An 18853-nucleotide genomic window follows, 5' to 3' on the forward strand; every position below is an offset into this window, starting at 1 on the left:
AACGTGGATGCCGTCGGCGCGGCGATCAGTACGCGAGCGCGCGGTCGACGGCCTCGAGCACGCGGTCGGCGTCGGGCAGATACGAGTCTTCGAGCTTCGCGGGCGGGAACGGTGTGTCGAATCCGGAGACGCGCAGCACGGGCGCCTCGAGCGAGTAGAACCCCTTCTCGGCGACGGTCGCGGCGATCTCGCTGCCGACGCTCGCGAAGCCGGGTGCCTCCTGCGCCACGACGAGCCTGCCCGTCTTGCGCACCGAGCCGAGCAACGGCCCGAAGTCGACGGGGGACAGCGACCGCAGGTCGACGACCTCCACGCTCGTGCCCTCGTCGGCGGCGATCTCGGCGGCGCGGAGCAGCACGCTCACCATGGCGCCGTGGCCCACGAGCGTGACGTCGGTGCCGGTACGCACCACGCGGCTCGCGTGCAGCGGCACGGCGCTCGCCTCGAAGTCGACCTCGCCCTTGGGCCAGTACCGGCTCTTCGGCTCGAGGAACACGATCGGGTCGTCGGAGGCGATGGCCTCCTGGATCATCCAGTACGCGTCGTTGGGCGTCGACGGGCTGACCACGCGGATGCCCGGGGTGTGCGCGAAGTACGCCTCCGGGCTCTCCTGGTGGTGCTCGACGGCGCCGATGTGCCCGCCGTAGGGAATGCGGATGACCACCGGCATGCGCACCTGGCCGTCATGCCTGGCCGTGATCTTGGCGAGCTGCGTGGTGATCTGGTCGAAAGCGGGGAACACGAAGCCGTCGAACTGGATCTCCAGCACCGGCCGGTAGCCGCGCATCGCCAACCCGATCGCCGTTCCCACCAGACCGGACTCCGCGAGCGGGCTGTCGATGACCCGCTGCGGCCCGAACTCGGTCTGCAGCCCCTCCGTCACGCGGAACACGCCGCCGAGCTGCCCGATGTCCTCGCCCATCAGCAGCACGTGCGGGTCGTCGGCGAGCGCCCTGGCGCAGGCCGGCGTTGAGCGCCTTCGCCATGGGCAGGCTCTCGGTACCGGTGCGGAACGGGGTGCGTTGCGTGCCGTGCTGCTGCACGGATGCCTGCTCGCGATCGTTCGCGGTGGTCACGTCGGTCACTGTGCCCCCTTGGTCGCGGCATCCGTTTCGAACGAACGCTCGTAGCGCTCGAGCCAGGCGCGCTGCTCGGCCATGTCGGCATGCGGCTCGGAGTAGACGTGCTCGAACATGGTCTCCGCCACGGGAGCGACGATCTCGAGTGTGCGCCGGCGCACGTCGGCCGCGTAGTCGGCTGCCTCCTCGTCGACGGCGGCGAACCACTCTTCGCCGACGCCCTGACCGGCCAGGAAGGAGCGCATGCGGTTGATCGGGTCGCGCCCGCGCCAGTGCTCTTCCTCGTCGGAGGTGCGGTATCTGGTGGGATCGTCGCTCGTGGTGTGCGCGCCCATGCGGTAGGTCACCGCCTCGATGAGGCTCGGTCCCTGGCCGCTGCGCGCCGCATCCAACCGCTTCGCCGCCACCATGTAGCTGGCGAGCACGTCATTGCCGTCGACCTGGATGCCGGGCATGCCGAACCCGGCGCCGCGCTGGTAGAGGGGTGCGCGCGACTGCGTCTTGACGGGCACCGAGATGGCCCACTGGTTGTTCTGCAGAAAGAAGACCTCGGGGGTCTGGAAGCTGCCGGCGAAGACGAGCGCCTCGCTGACGTCACCCTCGGAGCTCGCGCCGTCGCCGAAGTAGACGATGACGGCCTCGTCGCGCTCGGGGTCGCCCGTGCCGGAATGTCCGTCGAGCGCGACACCCATCGCGTAGCCGGTGGCGTGCAGCGCCTGAGTGCCTAGCACGAGCGTGTAGACGCGCACGTTGCCGTTCTTGGGATCGGTCGGATCCCAGCCGCCATTGGTGACACCACGCATGACGCGAATGATGTCGAGCGGGTCGACGCCGCGGATCGTCGCGACCACGTGCTCGCGGTACGACGGGAAGATCGTGTCCTGCGGCTTCGCCGCACGCGCGGAGCCGACCTGCGCGGCCTCCTGGCCGCTGCTCGGCGGCCACAGAGCGAGCTGCCCCTGCCGCTGCAGGTTCGTCGCCTCGGTGTCGAAACGGCGCACGATGACCATGTCGCGGTAGAAGCGGCGGTGGTCGTCGTCAGTCAGCGATTCGAGGTATGGCAGAAACTCGGCCGCGGCACCCGTCGGCTCGAATCGGCCGTCCTCGGTCAGTACTTGCACGGTCTCGGCGGAGAGCCCCGCCGACTGCGCGAATCGGTCGTTCGTGGCAGACATCCCCACTAACCTAACTGCTCGGCTGTCGACGCCTTCCGTAGGTGATCGACAACCTGTTGTGCGATCTTTAGAACGCGTCCGACAGAATCCTCTTCGCCAACGCCGACCCGGATGCCGTCGGGCACGAACCCGCGCACCGCCAGACCCGCGTCGAAGAACGCGTCGATCGCGAAGGGCGTGTGGATGCCCGTCGGCAGCCACACGAAATTGCCCTGCGCCTGCGGAACCTGCCACCCCTGCTCCAGCAGGCCGTCGCGCAGCTGGGCGCGGCGCTCCGCGATGGTCGCGACGCGGGCGAGCAGCTCGTCTTCGCGGTCGAGCGAGGCGAGCGCCGCGGACTGAGCGAGGTCGGTGACGCTCATCGGGATGGCGGTGGAGCGTGCCGCGTTCAGCAGCCGTTCCGGCCCGATCGCGTAGCCGATGCGCAGGCCGGCGAGGCCGTAGGCCTTCGAGAACGTGCGCAGCACGACGAGGTTCGGGTAGTGCCCGATGAGCGCGCGACCGTCGACGTGGCTCGGGTCGGTGACGAACTCCACGTACGCCTCGTCGAGGAGCACGAGGCGGTCGGACGGCACGGCGGCCATGAACCGCTCGAACTCATCGGCGGTCACGACCGGCCCCGTCGGATTGTTCGGTGTGCAGACGATGATGACGCGCGTGCGGTCGGTGATCGCGGCGACCATGCCGTCGAGGTCGTGCCGTGCATCCGGCAGCAGCGGAACCGTGACGCTGGATGCCCCCGACACCGTCACGAGACCCGGATACGCCTCGAACGACCGCCACGCGTACAGCACCTCGTCGCCCGGACCGGCGGCGGCATTGATGAACTGCGACAGCAGCGCGACGGAGCCTGCACCGAGGTGCACCTGCGCGGTGCCGACGCCGAATCGCTCCGCAAGGCGATCGCGGAGGGCGAGGGCCGCGCCGTCGGGGTAGCGGTTGAGCGCGGTCGAGGAGGCGACGGCATCCAGAACCCCGGGCAGCGGGTCGAAGGGGTTCTCGTTGCTGGAGAGCTTGAAGCCGTCCGACGGCGGAACGCGCCCCTGCGCGTACGCCGCGAGGCTGGCGATCTCGGGGCGCAGGAGCACCCGTTCGACATTCTGGGGATCCACAGTGCCAACTTACGCGCTCGTACATTCCGGAACGCTCACGAGTCGTCGGGGCCAGCGTGCGGCCGTCGGGTTGAAGTGCCGACGGCACGTGGGCGTCGGCACCCGGTCGAGGAGGCTGCCACGGGCGGCCGTCGTCCCGCTGGTTGAGGAGGACGCCGCAGACGGCCGTCTCGAAACCGAGCTGCGGAATGGATCGAGCTGCGGAATGGACTCTGTGCGGGTTTCGAGACGTGCGCGGCTTCGCCACGTGCTCCTCAACCAGCGGGACGACGCATCCACGGCTCGCCGAGTACTCCTCAACCGGCGGGATGGGGCGCCCCTGCTCGCCGCGTGCTCCGCAATCAGCGGAGGGGGCGCACGCGCGTCACCCGGCCGGGGCGACTCGCGCGGCGGCGGATCCTTGGGCGGACGGCCGCGGACTGACACACTGGGCGCATGAGGTTTCTGCTGAAACTGATCATCAACGCGTTCGCGCTGTGGCTGACCACGCTGCTCGTGTCGGGCGTCACCGTGAAGTCGTACGACCCGAGCGGCGGTGAGTTCCCGCTCCTTCTCACGTATTTGCTCGTTGCGCTGATCTTCGGTGTCGTGAACGGCATCGTGGGCACGGTCATCCGCGTCGTGGCCTTTCCGCTGTACGTGCTCACGCTCGGCCTCATCTCGCTGATCGTGAACGGGCTGCTCCTGTTGCTGGTGTCGTGGATCAGCGACGGCATGGGCTTCGGTCTGCACGTCGACGGATTCTGGGACGGCGTGTGGGCGGCGCTCATCCTCGCGATCATCAGCTGGCTGCTCGGCATGATCTTCCGCCCGGCGATACGGCGCTGACCTCATCGCGAAGCCTTCGTCGGAGCCGGTGACGGGGTCGGCGACGACTGCGGCGCGGGGGTCGGCACCTGCGGCGGGGCCGGGACCTGCTGCACCCTGTCCCCTCGGTAGAGCCCAGCCGTTCCGGCCTCGTCGGTGGGGAGTGCGTGAAGCGCGGCGGCCAGACGCGGGTCGCCGGAGGCATCCATCTGCTGCGCCGTGATGGTGTACTCGACCATGCTGTGCGCGGCGATCGGCGACCCCGTCGGCACGGGCCCGTCGTAGGTCTGCCTGGTCACGAGGATGCGATCGCTTCCGCCGTCGTCCGCTCCTCGCGCGAACCCGCCCAGCGCCGGAACCAGGTCGTCGGTGTGCTCCACCGCGACGTCGACCGTGCTCGACGTCACGTCGACGCCTCCGGTCGGGGATCCGAACGTGACCAGCGTCGGAACGTCGTAGCGGCCGCACGTGGCGAGCTGGGTGGCCACGATGCCGCCCTGCGAGTAGCCAACGGGGATGACCGTGTCGCCGTCGGCGATGCCTGCGTCGTGCATGGCCCGTTGCACGGCATGCACGGAGGCGGTGTCGAGTCCGGCGACTGAAGAGAGGTCGCTGGAGATGTCGAACGGCTCGTTCGTCGCCTTCGGACTGGTGTCGACCGTGCCGCCCACGTAGACGATGTACGTGGGCTTGGCTCCTTCCGTTCCGCCGAAGCGCTCGACCCGCACCTGTGGCGCTCCTGCGACGCTCGGCGGCACCCGATCCGCGAGTGCCGCGAAGGTCGACGGCGGGGCGACGACCCCGGCATCGGTGCGATGCACGCGTACGGGCGAGTCGTCGAGCAGCCCGAACATGCGGCCGGCGCCGACGACCACTCGCGCTCCGCCGCGCAGGCCGAACAGCGAGGTTCCCCGGTCGTCGAGCTTCGCCGCCATCGGCAGGGGCAGCCCGGCGGCGCCGAGCATCGCGTCATCGGCCGCGGAGACCGCGAAACGCAGCAGGAAGACCATCCGTGGGTCGCGCAGCAGGTTGGCTTTGCGCGCGGCTCCGGAGCCGAGGTCGCCGAACAAGGCACCGGGCGAGCCGGCCGCGACGCTGCCGGCGACGAAGGCCGGCACAAGCGTCACGATCAGCTGGGGCAGCGAAAGCGCGCCCAGCGCCGCTGCCACCGGCCAGAATGCACCGAACGCCCAGCCGGCGTAGGTGCTGAGGTCCATCAGGTTCGAGTTCGCGTCGCGCTCCGCCTTGTTGTAGCTGCGCGCCGCCTCGAGCAGCTCGGCGGCCAGCCGCTTCGAGTCGCTCGCGGCCTGCTGGATGCCCTCGGCCGCGACATGAGCGAGGCGCACGGCATCCGTCGGCCCGGTCAGCGCGACCACCGGACGCAGCTCGTCGGCGAGGTCTCGAAAGGCGGCGGCGACTGTCGCGAGTCGGTCGTGTGCGGCGGTGAGGGCATCCGACGCGACCTGAGTGCCGCCCGAGACGGTGATGTCACCGGACGAGGTGCTCGACGTGGACACGCAGACTCACCGCCTGCCGTCAGCCCACGCACCGCGAGCGCCGGACCCACTGCCGAGGATCGCGGACCCCGGGTGGAACAGCGTGCGCCCGATGTCGGAAGCGCCCGACGGTGAGTTGTCGATGCTGCTCGCGTAGGCGATCAGCTCGTCGGAAGCGGCGTCGAGGACCGCCAGCGCGTCGCGCACGTGGGCACTGATCTCCTCGAGCCGGGATTGGAAGCTGCGCTGCGCCGGCGAACGCCATTCGAGCTCTGCGGAGTCGGGCAGCTGGCTCAACGCCGCCATCACTTCGTCGCGCACGTAACCCACCGTTGCCGCCGCAGCGTCGATCGTCGATCGGTCCAGATGATCGCCTCCTCCAACTCGCACGCGCCACCGCAGAACCTCGTTGCAGAACGTCGTCGGCCGCTCGCCGACGTACGGAACCAGCTTGGCGACCGTGCGGAACGCTCGGTCGAGCAGGCGGCCGATTGGGGAGAACCGGCGGCAGCTGTCGGCTGGGGAGGCGGAGCATCCCGTCACTGCAGCAGAATGGAGGCATGAGCTTCGCGCCCGATCCGATGCCGGCGGCGCCGCGTTTCAGCATCTGCTTCGTCTGCAGCGGCAACATCTGCCGATCGCCGATGGCGGAGGTCGTGTTCCGCAGTCTCGCGGCGGATGCCGGCCTCGCCGACCGCGTCGACGTCACGTCGGCGGGCACCGGCGACTGGCACGTCGGCGAGCACGCCGACCCGCGTGCCGTCGACACCCTGGCCGCCCACGGCTACGACGGGTCGGAGCATCGCGCCCGCCAGTTCGACGCCACGTGGTTCCACCGGCTCGATCTGGTGGTCGCACTCGACCGCAGCCATGAGCGCATCCTCAAGAGCGCTGTGACCAACGACATCGACCGCAGCAAGGTGCAGCTTCTGCGCAGCTTCGAGCATCCACGATCCGATTCACTGGACGTGCCGGATCCCTATTACTCCGACCACGCCTACTTCGGCGCGGTGCTCGGCATGATCGAGCGGGCCGACCGCGCCCTGCTCGCCCAGCTCGCACCCGCGTTGCGCTCCTCGCCCCAACCCCAAGGAAAGCCATGACCTCCCTTCCTCCCCAGCCGCTCAGCCCGCTCGACGGCCGCTACCGCGCAGCCGTCTCCGAGCTCGGCGACTTCCTCTCCGAGGCGGGCCTCAACCGGGCGCGCGTGCAGGTCGAGGTGGAGTGGCTGCTGTACCTCACCTCGCACCGCATGTTCGGAAGCGAGCCGCTGACGCAGGAGCAGACATCCTCTCTGCGCGCGCTCGTCACCGACTTCGGTCAGGCCGAGATCGACCGGCTGGCCACACTCGAGGCCACGACGCGACACGACGTGAAGGCGGTCGAGTACCTCGTGCGCGAGAAGCTGAGCGAGCTCGGTCTCGACGCCATCGCGGAGCTCACGCACTTCGCGTGCACGAGCGAGGACATCAACAACCTCTCGTATGCGCTCACCGTCAAGGCGGCCGTGACCGAGGTGTGGCTGCCGAAGCTGACGACCGTGATCGACGCGCTGCGCACGCGTGCGCTGGAGATGCGGGATGCCCCGATGCTCGCCCACACGCACGGCCAGCCCGCGACGCCCAGCACGATGGGCAAGGAGTTCGCGGTGTTCGTGTACCGGCTGCAGCGCATCGCGACGCAGGTGGCGGGCAACGAGTACCTCGGCAAGTTCAGCGGCGCGACCGGAACCTTCTCGGCGCACCTCGCGGCGGACCCGACGGCCGACTGGCCCGCGATCTCGAAGGAGTTCGTCGAGTCGTTGGGCCTCACCTGGAACCCGCTCACCACGCAGATCGAGTCGCACGACTGGCAGGCCGAGCTCTACGGCCGCGTCGCGCACGCCAACCGCGTGCTGCACAACCTGGCGACCGACATCTGGACGTACATCTCGCTCGGCTACTTCCGCCAGATCCCGCAGGCGGGGGCGACCGGGTCGTCGACCATGCCGCACAAGATCAACCCGATCAGGTTCGAGAACGCCGAGGCGAACCTCGAGCTCTCGTCCGCGCTGCTGGATTCGCTCGCCTCCACGCTCGTCACGAGCCGCCTCCAGCGCGACCTCACCGACTCCACCACGCAGCGCAACATCGGCGTCGGACTCGGACACTCGCTGCTGGCGCTCGACAACATCCAGCGCGGCCTGCTCGAGATCGCGCTCGACGAGGATGCCCTCGCCCGCGATCTCAACGGCAACTGGGAGGTGCTCGGCGAGGCGATCCAGACCGTCATTCGTGCCGAAGTCACCGCCGGACGCTCGTCGATCAGCGACCCCTACGCGATGCTCAAGGAGCTCACGCGCGGCAAGCGGGTGGACGCCGAGGGGCTCGCCGCGTTCATCGAGACGCTCGACATCGGCGAGGATGCCAAGGCTCGCCTTCTCGCGCTCACCCCCGCCGGCTACGTGGGGCTCGCGTCGTCGCTCGTCGACCACCTCGGCTGACCTGCTGGGTCAATTGCGCCGGCTTGTGGCTAGCGCGCCAGGAAACGTGGCGCAGCAGCCGAGAACTGGCGCGGTAGGGAATGGGCTGGGGGCCGACGTGCGCGCGCCGGCTCGTGAGCCTCAGAACCAGTCGTCGACGTCGCCCCAGATGATGCCGCCAGGGGCGTCGACCTCCCACGCCTCCCACACCGCCGACGACACGGCGTAGAGCGCGATGGTGTCGACCAACGAGTAGCCGACCCATCCGCGCGCGTCGTCCACGGACGCCTTGTGCTCCGCCGAACCCGTCTCATCGGGGCTCAGCAGGCGCCCGATCGCGCCGGGACGGCGAGACTCCGCACGCGCTGCCGCCTTCGCGAGACTGCGGGGGCGAGCGTCGCGCGGCCTCTCGGCGGCGGACTCCGCGCGGGAGACGAAACGCTCGAACAGCACGTCGAGCTGCGCGGGCGTCAGCCTCTCGAAGGCCTCGGCGTGGATGCGTTCGAGAGTGGCGGGCGGGGCTGTGCGGAGCATCCTCTCGTAGTCGTCGACGGCGGCGGCGTCGGCGCGCAGCAGTGCCCGGTCGGGGTGCGAAACGTGCTTGCGGCTCTTGAAGCGGTCGAACAGGTTCATCGGATTTCTTCTTTCGGTGAGAGAACGTGCGTGGTGGCCGCGTCGATCAGGCGGCCTGGAGTGGCCGGCTGAACGACTTGCGCAGCGATGACGGTCCGACCAGGGGCAGCAGCGCGGCGAGCACCTTGCCGCCGATGGTCGCCGGTGTGCGGGTGAGCCGCACGTCGATGCGGGACCCGTCGCCCTCCGGCGTGACCGTGAAGTCCCAGCCTCCGCCGGGGCCGAACACCTTCGAGTCGTGCGTGGTCACGGTGACACGGCCCTCGACGAGGTCCCACTCGTACCTGGCGCGTTCCCACGCCGACGCGGTGCCCTCCGTCACTTCCGCCCACCTGTCACCGAGCTCGTGCACGGTGAAGTGATCGGCGTCGATGCTCGGCCACTTCTGCGGCCGAGTCGGCCCGAAGTCGGTCAGCACGGCCAGCGCTTCGGCCGGGCCGAGCGCGGAGCGGAGGGAGAAACGAATGGCGGTCATGGCGACTCCTCGAACGATTGAGTAACTGGTTAGAACAGTTATGACCTTGGCACACACCTAATAACCTGTCAATACGGTTATTGACACTTGCACCATCGATACTCACCGCTCAGAATGGTTACGTGAATCACGCCTTCCCCTGCGGCACGCTCGCGCTCGACTTCGTCGGAACGCGCCGTGCCCGCCGCAATGTCGAACCGACCGAGAAGCTGACCTCCCCCGGCGACCTCGCCGACTGGTTCGCCGAATCGGGAATGGTCGACCGGGCGCCCGACGTCGATGAGGGGGAGCTGGCCGACGCCGTCGCCCTGCGCGAGGCGATCTACGCGCTCGTGGATGCCCGCATCCACTCCGCCCCCCTCCCGCGCGAGGCCGTGGCACTCGTCAACCGACACGCTGCCAGGCAGCCGACCTCGGTGCAGCTCGAGCACGGACACCTCGCCAGGGGCGGCGCCGTGAGCCAGGGTCTCGCCTCTCTGGCACGCGAGACCGTCGAGATCGTGGGCGGGGACGACGCCGCGCTGCTGCGCGAGTGCGCCCGTCCGGAGTGCACGCAGGTCTACCTCGACAGGTCACGCGGACACCGCCGCGAGTGGTGCGCGATGCGCACGTGCGGGAACCGGGTGAAGGCATCCAACTTCCGTGCGCGTCACCAGGGGGCCACCGCCGCGCGGTGAGTCTTCGCGCTGACGCAGTGTTCGCGCCAGGACTCGGCTGCCGCGCCAGGTTTTCTGGCGCACTCGCCACGAGCTGGCGCGATCAGCGGTCGCCGAGCGGGGCCGGCGGTCGCCAGACGTGGGTCAGCGGTACCGACCCGCGGGCGTCAGTCGTGCGGGTTGCGGGGTGCGGCGCCCGGGGCGTCGCCGCCGGCATCCCGGTCGGTGCCGTCGGTGAGCTCGTGATTCTGCTCGGCGAGGTCGCGCTTCTCGTCGGCGTCGGGCTTCATGCCCAGCACGAACAGGGCGAGCACGACGAGCGTCACGATGAACGCGACGCCGAAGAAGATGAGCGCCAGGACGGGCTCGCGTGTCGACATGAGCACGATGAGTCCGACGAACAGCGCCAGCACGGCGGAGATTCCCACGAACTCGACGGGCTTCATGCGGTCGCGCATGCTCGGGGTGCGGCCCTGGTCAGGGTTCTTGTCGTCGGTCACGCGTGATTCTCCGAAGCGTTCTCGTGCTCGGCCTCGCCGTGCGAGAGGCCGAATTTGAGGGTGAAGGCGCCGATGCCCAGGTAGACGCCGACGATCACGGCGTAGGCGCCGAACAGGCCGACGGCGAGCACGGAGTCCGGCGGGATGGCGAGGAAGACCAGTGCGAGGACGGCGGTGAGGCCGCCGACGACCATCCAGTCGCGCGCCGAGTCGGAACGGTGACGACTGCGCAGTCCGCTGTAGAGCTCCGCGAATCCGGTCAGTGCCGCCCACACGCTGACGCCATAGAGCAGCACTCCGAGCCCGGTGCCGTGCAGCGCCAGCGCGGCGACGCCGACCACTACGCCGAACGCGCCTTGCGCCACGAAGAGCCACTTGACCATGGCATCCTTCAGCAGCAGCCCGCCGACACCGACGACGATGCCGCCGAGCAGCGTGAACGCGCCGAAGACCAGCAGGCCGACGTGCGGCGAGTGGTCGGCATCGAACGTGACGAAGCCGCCGGCGATCAGCGCCACGACCGCGCGCACGAGAGCGACGATCCAATAGCGATCCGGGCTGACGCGCTCGGGCGCGGCTGTGCTCACGTGACTTCTTTCGTGCGATCGGGTGGCGGCATCCGGACGCGACGAAACGCTCCGATGGATGCCAGGGCCGACTCGATTCTATCCGTCGCGCTGCGCGGGCAAGCTGAGAGAGGTGTGATGGTGCGCACGCTCGCCCACCGCCACCGTGCCCTCCACCTCGTCGTCGCGCACGGTGCTCGCCGAGAAGCCCGCCGACTCGAGGATGCCGCCGGTCGCCGCCGCCTGCCGCCTGCTGGTCTCGATCAGCAGGTGACCGTGCGGAGCGAGCCATTCTCCGGCGGCGCGTGCCACCTTGCGTTGCAGCTCGAGCCCGTCGAGGCCGCCGTCGAGCGCCGCCGTGAGTTCGTGGTCCCGCGCCTCTGTCGGCATGAGGCGGATGTCGTCGGTCGGCACATAGGGAGCATTGGCGACGAGCACGTCGACGGTGCCGCGCAGCGTGCTGGGAAGCGGGTCGTAGAGGTCGCCCGTGTAGACCTGCGAGCGACCGGCGGGGCGTGGACCGGCCGCGCTCGCCCGGGCCGCGACCTCGCCGAGGGTTCGCTCCGCGCACGCGGTCGCTGCGGGGTCGATGTCGGCGGCGTGGATGACGGCATCCGGCCGAGCTGCCAGGATCGCGGCGCCGATGCCGCCCGCGCCGCAGCACAGGTCGAGCACGACCGGCGCGCGTGGCGCGACACGCAGCGCCTCGTGCACCAGCACGGAGGTGCGCAGCCTCGGAACGAAGACACCGGGCGCGACGTGCACGCGCAGCCCGCAGAACTCCGCCCAGCCCACGATGTATTCGAGCGGCTCGCCCGCCACGCGCTGCTGCACGGCGTTCTCGAGCCACGCGGCGTCGGGTGCTTCGGCGACGAGCAGGTCGGCCTCGTCCTCGGCGAAGACGCAGCCCGCGGCACGGAGGCGACCGACGATCGCGGCGTGCTCGGGGGCAGGGAGCTGCTTCACGCGTCGCCCTTCGACTCGCCGCGCTCGCTCGGGGAGCGCGAGGTCGGGTGCTCGTTCAGGGAGCGGGAGATCGAGCGCTCGTTCAGGGAGTCCGACCGCGAGCGCTCGCTCGGGGAGTGTGGCGGCAGCACGCTCGGGGAGCTCGATGACGGCAGCAGCCCGGAGGTGATGCTGGCGAGGCGGGCGGCGGCATCCGTTGCGGGGGCCGGCGTATAGATGACGACGTGCAGGTCAGGGTGATCAGAGGGCACGAGCTGGTGGTGCTCCAGCGTGAGCAGGCCTGCGGTCGGATGCCGAAACACCCGCTCGCGTGACGCGAAGCCCTCGATGTCGTGGGAGGCCCACACCGATCGGAAGGGAGCGCTCGCCGCTTCGAGACGGTCGATGAGCGCAAGGTAGGCGGGGTCGCCCAGCCGCGGTCCGGCTTCGGCCCGGAACTCGGCGGCGAAACGGCTGCTGGTGACCTCCCAGTCGGGCAGCAGGTCGTGCACGTACGGGTCGGTGAACACGAGCCAGAGCAGGTTGCGGTCCTCAGCGGGCACCGTCGCCACTCCCGGATACAGGGCGGCGTAGGCGGAGTTCCACCCGGCGATGCGCCAGTCCGCGGTCAGGGTGAACGCGGGGGAGCCGGCCAGGGCATCCATCAGCCGCTGCACCTGCGGCGGTGCGACAGCGACCGGCACCGAGGACGCCGCTTGGGCCGCCGCGTAGCCCGCGAGGGAGAGCAGGTAGCCGTGCTCGGTGACGGTGAGGCGCAGGGTGCGGGCGAGGGCATCCAGAACCTGACGGGACGGGTGGATGTCGCGCCCCTGTTCCAGCCAGGTGTACCAGGTGACGCTGACGCCGCTGAGGTAGGAGACCTCCTCACGGCGCAGGCCCGTCGTGCGTGCGCGGCCCACCGGGGGCAGACCGGCATCCGTGCGCGAGAGGTTCTCGCGGCGGGCGCGCAAGAACGCGCCCAACTCCGCCCTGCCCGCCTCGGTGATCGCCACAGTGCAACGGTAGGCGGTTCGAGGTGGGGTGCGGGAACGAGGCGAGCAGAAGGTCCGAGCACCGTGGAACCATGAGACGGTGCCTTCACCGCAATCACTGAGCGACGCCGACCGACGCCTGGTGGCCGCGTGGGCCGCCGACTGCGCCGAACGCGTGCTCCCGGTCTTCGAGGCCGAGGCGCCGGACGACAATCGGCCTCGGGATGCCATCGCCCGCGCACGCGCATACTCCCGCGGTGAGCTCGGGGCTGCCGAGGAGATCCGCCGCCGGTTCGTCGCAGGTCGTGCAGCGTCTTCCGTCACCACGCCCGCCGCGATCGCTGCGGCACGGGCGGCGGCGCAGGCATCCGGTGTCGCTCACATGGGCGCGCACGCGCTCGGTGCTGCGGCGTATGCGGCGAAGGCTGCCGGACTCGCGTCGTCCGATGATGGCGCCTTGGGCACCGAGGTCGCTTGGCAACTCGACAGGATGTCGCCGGCGGTGCTGTCGGCTTTGCACCGGTTGCCGCCGGTCGGAGAGGACCCCGCCGGTCCGCTCGGTGCCGGCGGGCTGCTCGCCTCGGGAACGCTAGGCGAGATCATCGGGCGACTGCAGGCATCCATTCGGGCGGCTGAGTAGTTCGCTCGCACATCGAAGCAGACGTGTTTCGACGCTAGTACTCCCACTACTAGCATGCGCAGCGACTTCCGGCGGCCCGCGTGTGCGGCCAGCATGATTTCATGCCAGCACTCCGTTCTCGCACTGTCACCCACGGCCGCAACATGGCCGGAGCCCGCGCACTGATGCGCGCATCCGGCGTCGACGCAGGCGACTTCGGCAAGCCGATCATCGCCGTCGCCAACAGCTTCACCGAGTTCGTTCCCGGCCACACGCACCTGCAGCCCGTCGGACGCATCGTCAGCGAGGCCATCAAGCAGGCCGGCGGCATCGCCCGCGAGTTCAACACCATCGCCGTCGACGACGGCATCGCCATGGGACACGGCGGCATGCTCTACTCGCTGCCCTCGCGCGACCTCATCGCGGACTCGGTGGAGTACATGGTCAACGCGCACTGCGCCGACGCCCTGGTCTGCATCTCGAACTGCGACAAGATCACACCCGGGATGCTCCTGGCAGCCCTGCGCCTGAACATCCCGACCGTCTTCGTGTCGGGCGGCCCGATGGAGTCGGGCCGCGCCGTGCTCGTCGACGGCTCGGTGCGCACGCTGGACCTCATCGACGCGATGGCGGACTCCGCCAATGAGTCGGTGTCGGATGCCGACCTGCTGCGCATCGAGGAGGCCGCCTGTCCCACCTGCGGCTCGTGCTCCGGCATGTTCACCGCCAACTCGATGAACTGCCTCGTCGAGGCCATGGGCCTCGCGCTCCCCGGCAACGGCTCGACCCTGGCCACGCACACCGCGCGCCGCGCCCTGTACGAGCAGGCCGGCGCCCTCACGGTGCAGCTCGCGCACCGCTACTACGACGAAGACGACGCCTCCGTGCTGCCGCGCAACGTGGCGACCCCGGCGGCCTTCGGCAACGCCATGGCGCTCGACATCGCGATGGGCGGTTCGACGAACACGATCCTGCACCTGCTCGCGGCGGCGCACGAGGCGGGCGTCAGCTTCGGCCTGCCGGAGATCGACGCGCTCTCGCGCCGGGTTCCGTGCCTGGCGAAGGTGGCGCCGAACATCGCCCACGACCGCACCTACTACATGGAAGACGTGCACAGGGCCGGCGGTATCCCAGCGATCCTCGGCGAGCTGAAGCGTGCCGGGCTGCTCGACACGAGCGTGCACGCCGTGCACTCCCCGTCGCTGGACGAATGGCTGGACGCGTGGGACGTGCGAGGCGGGTTCGCCTCCGAGGAGGCATCCGACCTCTGGTATGCGGCGCCGGGCGGCAAGCGCTCCGCCACCGCGTTCTCGCAGTCCGAGCGCTGGGCCGCGCTCGACACGGACGCCGAGGGAGGGTGCATCCGCGACAAGGAGCACGCCTACACCGTCGACGGCGGCCTCGCGGTGCTGCGCGGCAACCTCGCGGAGAACGGCTGTGTCGTCAAGACCGCGGGTGTGGATGCCTCGATCCACACGTTCGCCGGCCCCGCCGTCGTCTTCGACTCGCAGGAGGCCGCGTGCGAGGGCATCCTGAACAAGCGGGTCAAGGAGGGCGACGTCGTCGTCATCCGCTACGAGGGACCGCGCGGCGGGCCCGGCATGCAGGAGATGCTCTACCCGACGTCGTTCCTCAAGGGCCGCGGGCTCGGCAAGGCGTGCGCGCTCATCACCGACGGACGATTCTCGGGCGGCACCTCCGGGCTGTCGATCGGACACGTCGCACCGGAGGCGGCGGCCGGCGGCACGATCGCGCTCGTCGAGGACGGCGACCGCATTCTCATCGACATCCCCGACCGGTCGATCGTGCTCGACGTGCCCGCCGACGTGCTCGAGGAGCGGCGCCGCGCGATCGAGGATGCCGGTGGTTACCGCCCCCACGGCCGCGAGCGCGTGGTCTCTCCCGCACTTCGCGCCTACGCGCTGATGGCGACCTCGGCGGACACCGGCGCCGTGCGCGATGTGGATGCCGTCGAGCGGGCCGTGGCCGCACAGCGCGCGGGCGCGAACGCACTCGCGTAACCGACGACGGAGGTTCGCGCCGGGTGCCCGCGGGTGCCCGGCGCTGGCTGACGGCCATGGTGCCGGCCTGCGCGACGGCTGGTGACGCGATCGCGATGCCCCCGGCATCCACGCACGCCGTAGCCTCATATGCATCCGCCCCATGAAACGGAGTGCCGTGGCGCCCAGCGACCGAACTGCTGACCGAAACACTGAACGCCTCGCGCGCGGCGGCATGCTCTTCATCGGGCTGCTGCTGATCGCGTCGAACCTGCGGGCGGCGATCACCTCGGTGGGACCCGTGCTCGGCGACATTCGCGCCGACCTCGGCTTCAGCGCGGTGACCGCCTCGGTGCTCATCGCGATTCCCCTGGTGGCGTTCGGCGTGTTCTCGCCCGTGGCGCCCGTGATCGCCTCCCGGCTCGGCATCGAGCGAACGCTCGGCGCCGCGCTCGTGGTGCTGGCTGTGGGCATCGTGCTGCGATCGTGGCCCGGGCAGGTCACGATCTGGGCCGGCACGGTGCTGCTCGGCCTCGCGATCGCGCTCATCAATGTGCTGCTGCCCGCCCTCGTGAAGCGGGATTACCCCTCCCGCGTCGGCTCGGTGACCGGCACGTACTCCGCGGTGCAGTCCGGCGTCGCGGCCATCGCCGCCGGCGTCGCCGTGCCCATCGCGGGCGCCGCCGATCACGGCTGGCGGCTCTCGATCGGCATCTGGGCAGGGCTGGCCCTCGTCGCTCTCGCCGTGTTCCTGCCGCAGCTCCGGGTCGGTGCCCAACGGCAGCCAGCGAGCTCGGCAGAGCAGGGCGGCGCCGGTGCGGAACCCGCGAATCCGCCGACCGATGCCGCGTCGGGCCGCACCCCCGCCGCCCGCGGTTATCGCTCGCCGTGGGGCTCCGCGCTCGCCTGGCAGGTGACGCTCTTCATGGGACTGCAGTCGACGATCTACTACACCGTCGTCACGTGGTGGCCCGCCGTCGAGCAGGCCGGCGGGCTCTCCCCGGCCATGGCCGGCTGGCACCAGTTCGCCTATCAGATGTTCGGACTCGTGGGCACAGTGCTGTGCGCTGCGACCATCAGCCGGATGCGCGACCAGCGCGTGCTGGCAGTGGCGGTGAGCGTGCTGATGTTCGCGGGCATCCTCGGCCAGCTGCTCGTGCCGGGCATCGGGCTGCTCTGGGTGTCGCTGATCGGGCTCGGCTCAGGTGGCTCGATCGTGCTGGCGCTCGCACTGCTCGGACTGCGCACTCGGCACCACGGTCAATCGGCGGCGCTCTCCGGCATGGCGCAGTCGCTCGGCTACCTGCTCGCGGCGTGCGGACCGATCGTGTTCAGCGTGCTGCACGACGCGACCAGCGCCTGGGTCGTGCCGCTCATGCTGCTGCTCGGCGTCGTGATCGTGCAGGTGGTGTTCGGCCTGCTCGGCTCGCGCGATCGCTTCATCGACGGCGACGATCACCGCGACGGAGCGTCGGCCTGAACGGGAGCAGCAGAAAGACGGCGACCAGAAGGTAGCCGAAGACGGAGATCTTCGGAAAGAAGACGCCGAGCAGAATGAGCAGCACGTATCCGCCGAGGCCGGGCGTGAGTCTTGTGGTGAGCAGCGAGATCTCGTCGTCGGCGAGGTCGGGGTTCACGAGCTTGGCGCGCACGGCGTAGCGCCACACCGCCGACAGCAGCACGGAGCACAGCAGCAACAGGATGCCGTAGCTCACCGAAGCCACCCGCTCCGCACCCTCCGCCTTCATGAACTCCGCGAGGAGTCCCGTCGCGAACGGCAGCAGACACACGAAGAACAGCAGCAGCAGGTTGAGACGGAGCAGCACGGGGTCGACCCGCTCGAGGTACTCCGTCATGGTGTTGTGGCCGAGCCAGATGGCACCGATCGTGGCGAAACTCACCAGAAAGCCGAGATAGCCGGGCCACTCGTGAACGAGCGCGCCGAGCAGATCGCCTCTGGTGCCCTTGGTGAACGGGATGGCCAGGTCGAGCACGAGCAGGGTCATGGCGACCGCGAACACGCCGTCGCTGATCGCCTCCATGCGGCCCTTGCCCTGCTTGAGGCGAGGATGCGCGTGCGCCGGATGTTCGCTGCTGTCGCTCACGCGGCCATTATGGGACGCGGATGCGGGCCGGCCGGGGATGCGCGCCGCAGGCGCCTCACGCCGAGAACGCGTCGCGCAGAAAGCCGGCGTACCCGTCGTGATCTGCACGCAGCGCGACCGTCGCGGACGGGCCGCCGGGCGACCACGGACGACGATCCACCACGAGCGCGCCGAGCGTGAGCTCGCCCGTGGTCTCGACGGCGACCGGGTGGTGACCCGACGCGGTGATCACCAGCGGGTCCACGAGGTACGCGACGCACAGGGGGTCGTGCACCGGGGCATCCGGGCCGGTGTCCGCGTCGCCTGCCGTCGCCTCGCCGTCGGTCTCGATGCGGTGCCGGATGAACCGCGAAGCCGCCATGCCGCTCGGCGTGCCGAGCGCGGCGAACGCGTCGCAATCGGCGGCGGTGAGCGGCGCGCTGTGCGTGGCATCCAGGGGCACGATGACGACATCGCGGATGCCGGCGGCCAGCACCTCGCTCGCCGCCTCCGGGTCGACCCAGAAGTTGAACTCCGCGGCCGGGGTGACGTTGCCGCCGTCGACAGCGCCGCCCATCAGCACGAGCCGCGGGATGCGGTCGCGCAGGCTCGGCTCCAGGCGGAGCGCCGCCGCCACGTTGGTGAGCGGCCCGGTGGCGACGAGTGCGACGTCGCCGTTGGCGTCGTCGAGGTAGAAGTCGGCGAGAAAGCGCACCGCCTCCGACGACAGTGGCGAGCTCACGGATGCCGGCAGGTCGAGCGGCGCCTGGAACTCCGGGTTGTCGGCGTTGAGCACGTCACGGGGAATGGGCAGGTCGTCGCGCACGAGAGGGCGATCGGCGCCCTCATGCACCGGCACGCTCGCGCCGAGGTGGTCGAGCACCCGCAGGGTGTTCTCGGTGACATTCGGCAGCGCGACGTTGCCGTTGACCGTGGTGATCGCGAGCAGCTCGAGCTCGGGATGCCCGACGGCCGCCATGATCGCAATCGCGTCGTCGGTGCCGGTGTCGCAGTCCATGATGAGGCGGGTGACCATCCGTCCATTGTGGCGCCGGCAACCACCCGCCCTTCGGTTCAGGTCGCGAATAGTGCCCTTATCCGGCGCCATAAGGGCACTATTCGCGACCTGAACGGATCTGGGAGGACGGGCAACAGGGTTGGGGCCGGCAACGTGGTTGGGAGGACTGAAAACGGAGCTGCGAGGGCTGGCAACGGTTCTGCGGGATCCGCACGGCTCTCCCGGGGATCCGGGG

19 protein-coding genes and 1 pseudogene are annotated in these 18853 nt (G+C 70.1%); 7 read left to right on the top strand and 13 right to left on the bottom strand.

What is annotated here, in order from left to right:
* Window positions 1-25: 25 nt before the first annotated feature.
* The 3 genes and pseudogenes from FPZ11_RS12205 to FPZ11_RS12215 all read right to left on the bottom strand — a co-directional run bounded on the left by FPZ11_RS12205 (window position 26) and on the right by FPZ11_RS12215 (window position 3366).
* Window positions 26-986: pseudogene (locus FPZ11_RS12205) on the bottom strand (alpha-ketoacid dehydrogenase subunit beta).
* Between the two features lie 95 nt (window positions 987-1081).
* Window positions 1082-2254, bottom strand: coding sequence for a pyruvate dehydrogenase (acetyl-transferring) E1 component subunit alpha (pdhA, locus tag FPZ11_RS12210; protein WP_146321275.1), 1173 nt, complete (start codon window positions 2252-2254; stop codon window positions 1082-1084).
* A 5-nt stretch (window positions 2255-2259) separates the two neighbouring features.
* On the bottom strand, window positions 2260-3366 hold the full coding sequence (locus FPZ11_RS12215) for a histidinol-phosphate transaminase (protein WP_246846239.1): 1107 nt from the start codon (window positions 3364-3366) through the stop codon (window positions 2260-2262).
* Between the two features lie 435 nt (window positions 3367-3801).
* Between FPZ11_RS12215 and FPZ11_RS12220 the strand changes: the two genes are divergently transcribed.
* Window positions 3802-4194: a phage holin family protein gene (locus FPZ11_RS12220; RefSeq protein ID WP_146321277.1), complete on the top strand. Its 393-nt coding sequence runs from the start codon at window positions 3802-3804 to the stop codon at window positions 4192-4194.
* A 2-nt stretch (window positions 4195-4196) separates the two neighbouring features.
* On the opposite strand, the gene FPZ11_RS12225 is transcribed toward FPZ11_RS12220, so the two are convergent.
* Together FPZ11_RS12225 and FPZ11_RS12230 are read right to left on the bottom strand one after the other, a co-directional pair.
* Window positions 4197-5690: an alpha/beta hydrolase family protein gene (locus tag FPZ11_RS12225; protein ID WP_146321279.1), complete on the bottom strand. Its 1494-nt coding sequence runs from the start codon at window positions 5688-5690 to the stop codon at window positions 4197-4199.
* A 6-nt stretch (window positions 5691-5696) separates the two neighbouring features.
* Window positions 5697-5990, bottom strand: coding sequence for a hypothetical protein (locus FPZ11_RS12230; RefSeq protein ID WP_146321281.1), 294 nt, complete (start codon window positions 5988-5990; stop codon window positions 5697-5699).
* Window positions 5991-6229: 239 nt separating this feature from the next.
* On the opposite strand from FPZ11_RS12230, the gene FPZ11_RS12235 reads away from it, so the two are divergent.
* Together FPZ11_RS12235 and purB are read left to right on the top strand one after the other, a co-directional pair.
* Window positions 6230-6772 carry a low molecular weight protein-tyrosine-phosphatase gene (locus FPZ11_RS12235; protein WP_246846240.1) on the top strand — a complete coding sequence of 181 codons (543 nt, stop codon included), beginning with the start codon at window positions 6230-6232 and terminating at the stop codon, window positions 6770-6772.
* On the top strand, window positions 6769-8151 hold the full coding sequence (gene purB, locus FPZ11_RS12240; RefSeq protein WP_146321283.1) for an adenylosuccinate lyase: 1383 nt from the start codon (window positions 6769-6771) through the stop codon (window positions 8149-8151). The genes FPZ11_RS12235 and purB overlap by 4 nt, the downstream gene beginning before the upstream one ends.
* 120 nt (window positions 8152-8271) lie before the next feature.
* Here the strand turns inward: purB and FPZ11_RS12245 are convergent, their stop codons facing one another.
* Together FPZ11_RS12245 and FPZ11_RS12250 are read right to left on the bottom strand one after the other, a co-directional pair.
* A complete protein-coding gene (locus FPZ11_RS12245; RefSeq protein ID WP_146321285.1) occupies window positions 8272-8763 on the bottom strand; it encodes a hypothetical protein in 492 nt (163 codons plus the stop codon).
* A 46-nt stretch (window positions 8764-8809) separates the two neighbouring features.
* Complete coding sequence (locus tag FPZ11_RS12250; protein ID WP_146321287.1) at window positions 8810-9238, bottom strand: hypothetical protein; 429 nt, start codon at window positions 9236-9238, stop codon at window positions 8810-8812.
* Window positions 9239-9360: 122 nt separating this feature from the next.
* Here FPZ11_RS12250 and FPZ11_RS12255 point away from each other — a divergent pair, with 122 nt between their 5' ends.
* Window positions 9361-9915: a CGNR zinc finger domain-containing protein gene (locus FPZ11_RS12255; RefSeq protein WP_146321290.1), complete on the top strand. Its 555-nt coding sequence runs from the start codon at window positions 9361-9363 to the stop codon at window positions 9913-9915.
* Between the two features lie 146 nt (window positions 9916-10061).
* Here the strand turns inward: FPZ11_RS12255 and FPZ11_RS19895 are convergent, their stop codons facing one another.
* The 4 genes from FPZ11_RS19895 to FPZ11_RS12275 form a co-directional block, all read right to left on the bottom strand.
* Window positions 10062-10394, bottom strand: a complete 333-nt coding sequence (locus tag FPZ11_RS19895) for a hypothetical protein (protein WP_246846241.1) — start codon at window positions 10392-10394, stop codon at window positions 10062-10064.
* The gene (locus FPZ11_RS12265) at window positions 10391-10981 is read right to left on the bottom strand and encodes an HdeD family acid-resistance protein (RefSeq protein ID WP_146321292.1); all 591 of its coding nucleotides are present in this window, start codon (window positions 10979-10981) and stop codon (window positions 10391-10393) included. The genes FPZ11_RS19895 and FPZ11_RS12265 overlap by 4 nt, the downstream gene beginning before the upstream one ends.
* Before the next feature lie 78 nt (window positions 10982-11059).
* Entirely contained in the window at window positions 11060-11926 is an 867-nt protein-coding gene (locus tag FPZ11_RS12270) for a putative protein N(5)-glutamine methyltransferase (RefSeq protein ID WP_146321294.1), read from the bottom strand.
* Entirely contained in the window at window positions 11923-12918 is a 996-nt protein-coding gene (locus FPZ11_RS12275) for a helix-turn-helix transcriptional regulator (protein WP_367889402.1), read from the bottom strand. The genes FPZ11_RS12270 and FPZ11_RS12275 overlap by 4 nt, the downstream gene beginning before the upstream one ends.
* Before the next feature lie 79 nt (window positions 12919-12997).
* Between FPZ11_RS12275 and FPZ11_RS12280 the strand changes: the two genes are divergently transcribed.
* The 3 genes from FPZ11_RS12280 to FPZ11_RS12290 all read left to right on the top strand — a co-directional run bounded on the left by FPZ11_RS12280 (window position 12998) and on the right by FPZ11_RS12290 (window position 16996).
* Window positions 12998-13537, top strand: a complete 540-nt coding sequence (locus tag FPZ11_RS12280) for a putative immunity protein (RefSeq protein WP_146321296.1) — start codon at window positions 12998-13000, stop codon at window positions 13535-13537.
* Between the two features lie 101 nt (window positions 13538-13638).
* Complete coding sequence (gene ilvD, locus FPZ11_RS12285) at window positions 13639-15537, top strand: dihydroxy-acid dehydratase (RefSeq protein ID WP_146321298.1); 1899 nt, start codon at window positions 13639-13641, stop codon at window positions 15535-15537.
* 214 nt (window positions 15538-15751) lie between these two features.
* Window positions 15752-16996 carry an MFS transporter gene (locus FPZ11_RS12290; protein WP_210415862.1) on the top strand — a complete coding sequence of 415 codons (1245 nt, stop codon included), beginning with the start codon at window positions 15752-15754 and terminating at the stop codon, window positions 16994-16996.
* Here FPZ11_RS12290 and FPZ11_RS12295 read toward each other — a convergent pair.
* Together FPZ11_RS12295 and FPZ11_RS12300 are read right to left on the bottom strand one after the other, a co-directional pair.
* Window positions 16956-17621: a TMEM175 family protein gene (locus FPZ11_RS12295; protein WP_146321302.1), complete on the bottom strand. Its 666-nt coding sequence runs from the start codon at window positions 17619-17621 to the stop codon at window positions 16956-16958. The two genes, FPZ11_RS12290 and FPZ11_RS12295, sit on opposite strands and share 41 nt — an antisense overlap.
* A 55-nt stretch (window positions 17622-17676) precedes the next feature.
* Complete coding sequence (locus FPZ11_RS12300; RefSeq protein WP_146321304.1) at window positions 17677-18636, bottom strand: nucleoside hydrolase; 960 nt, start codon at window positions 18634-18636, stop codon at window positions 17677-17679.
* Between the last annotated feature and the right edge of the window lie 217 nt (window positions 18637-18853).

The sequence above is a fragment of the Humibacter ginsenosidimutans genome, from assembly GCF_007859675.1.
In the GTDB taxonomy this organism is placed as follows: domain Bacteria; phylum Actinomycetota; class Actinomycetes; order Actinomycetales; family Microbacteriaceae; genus Humibacter; species Humibacter ginsenosidimutans.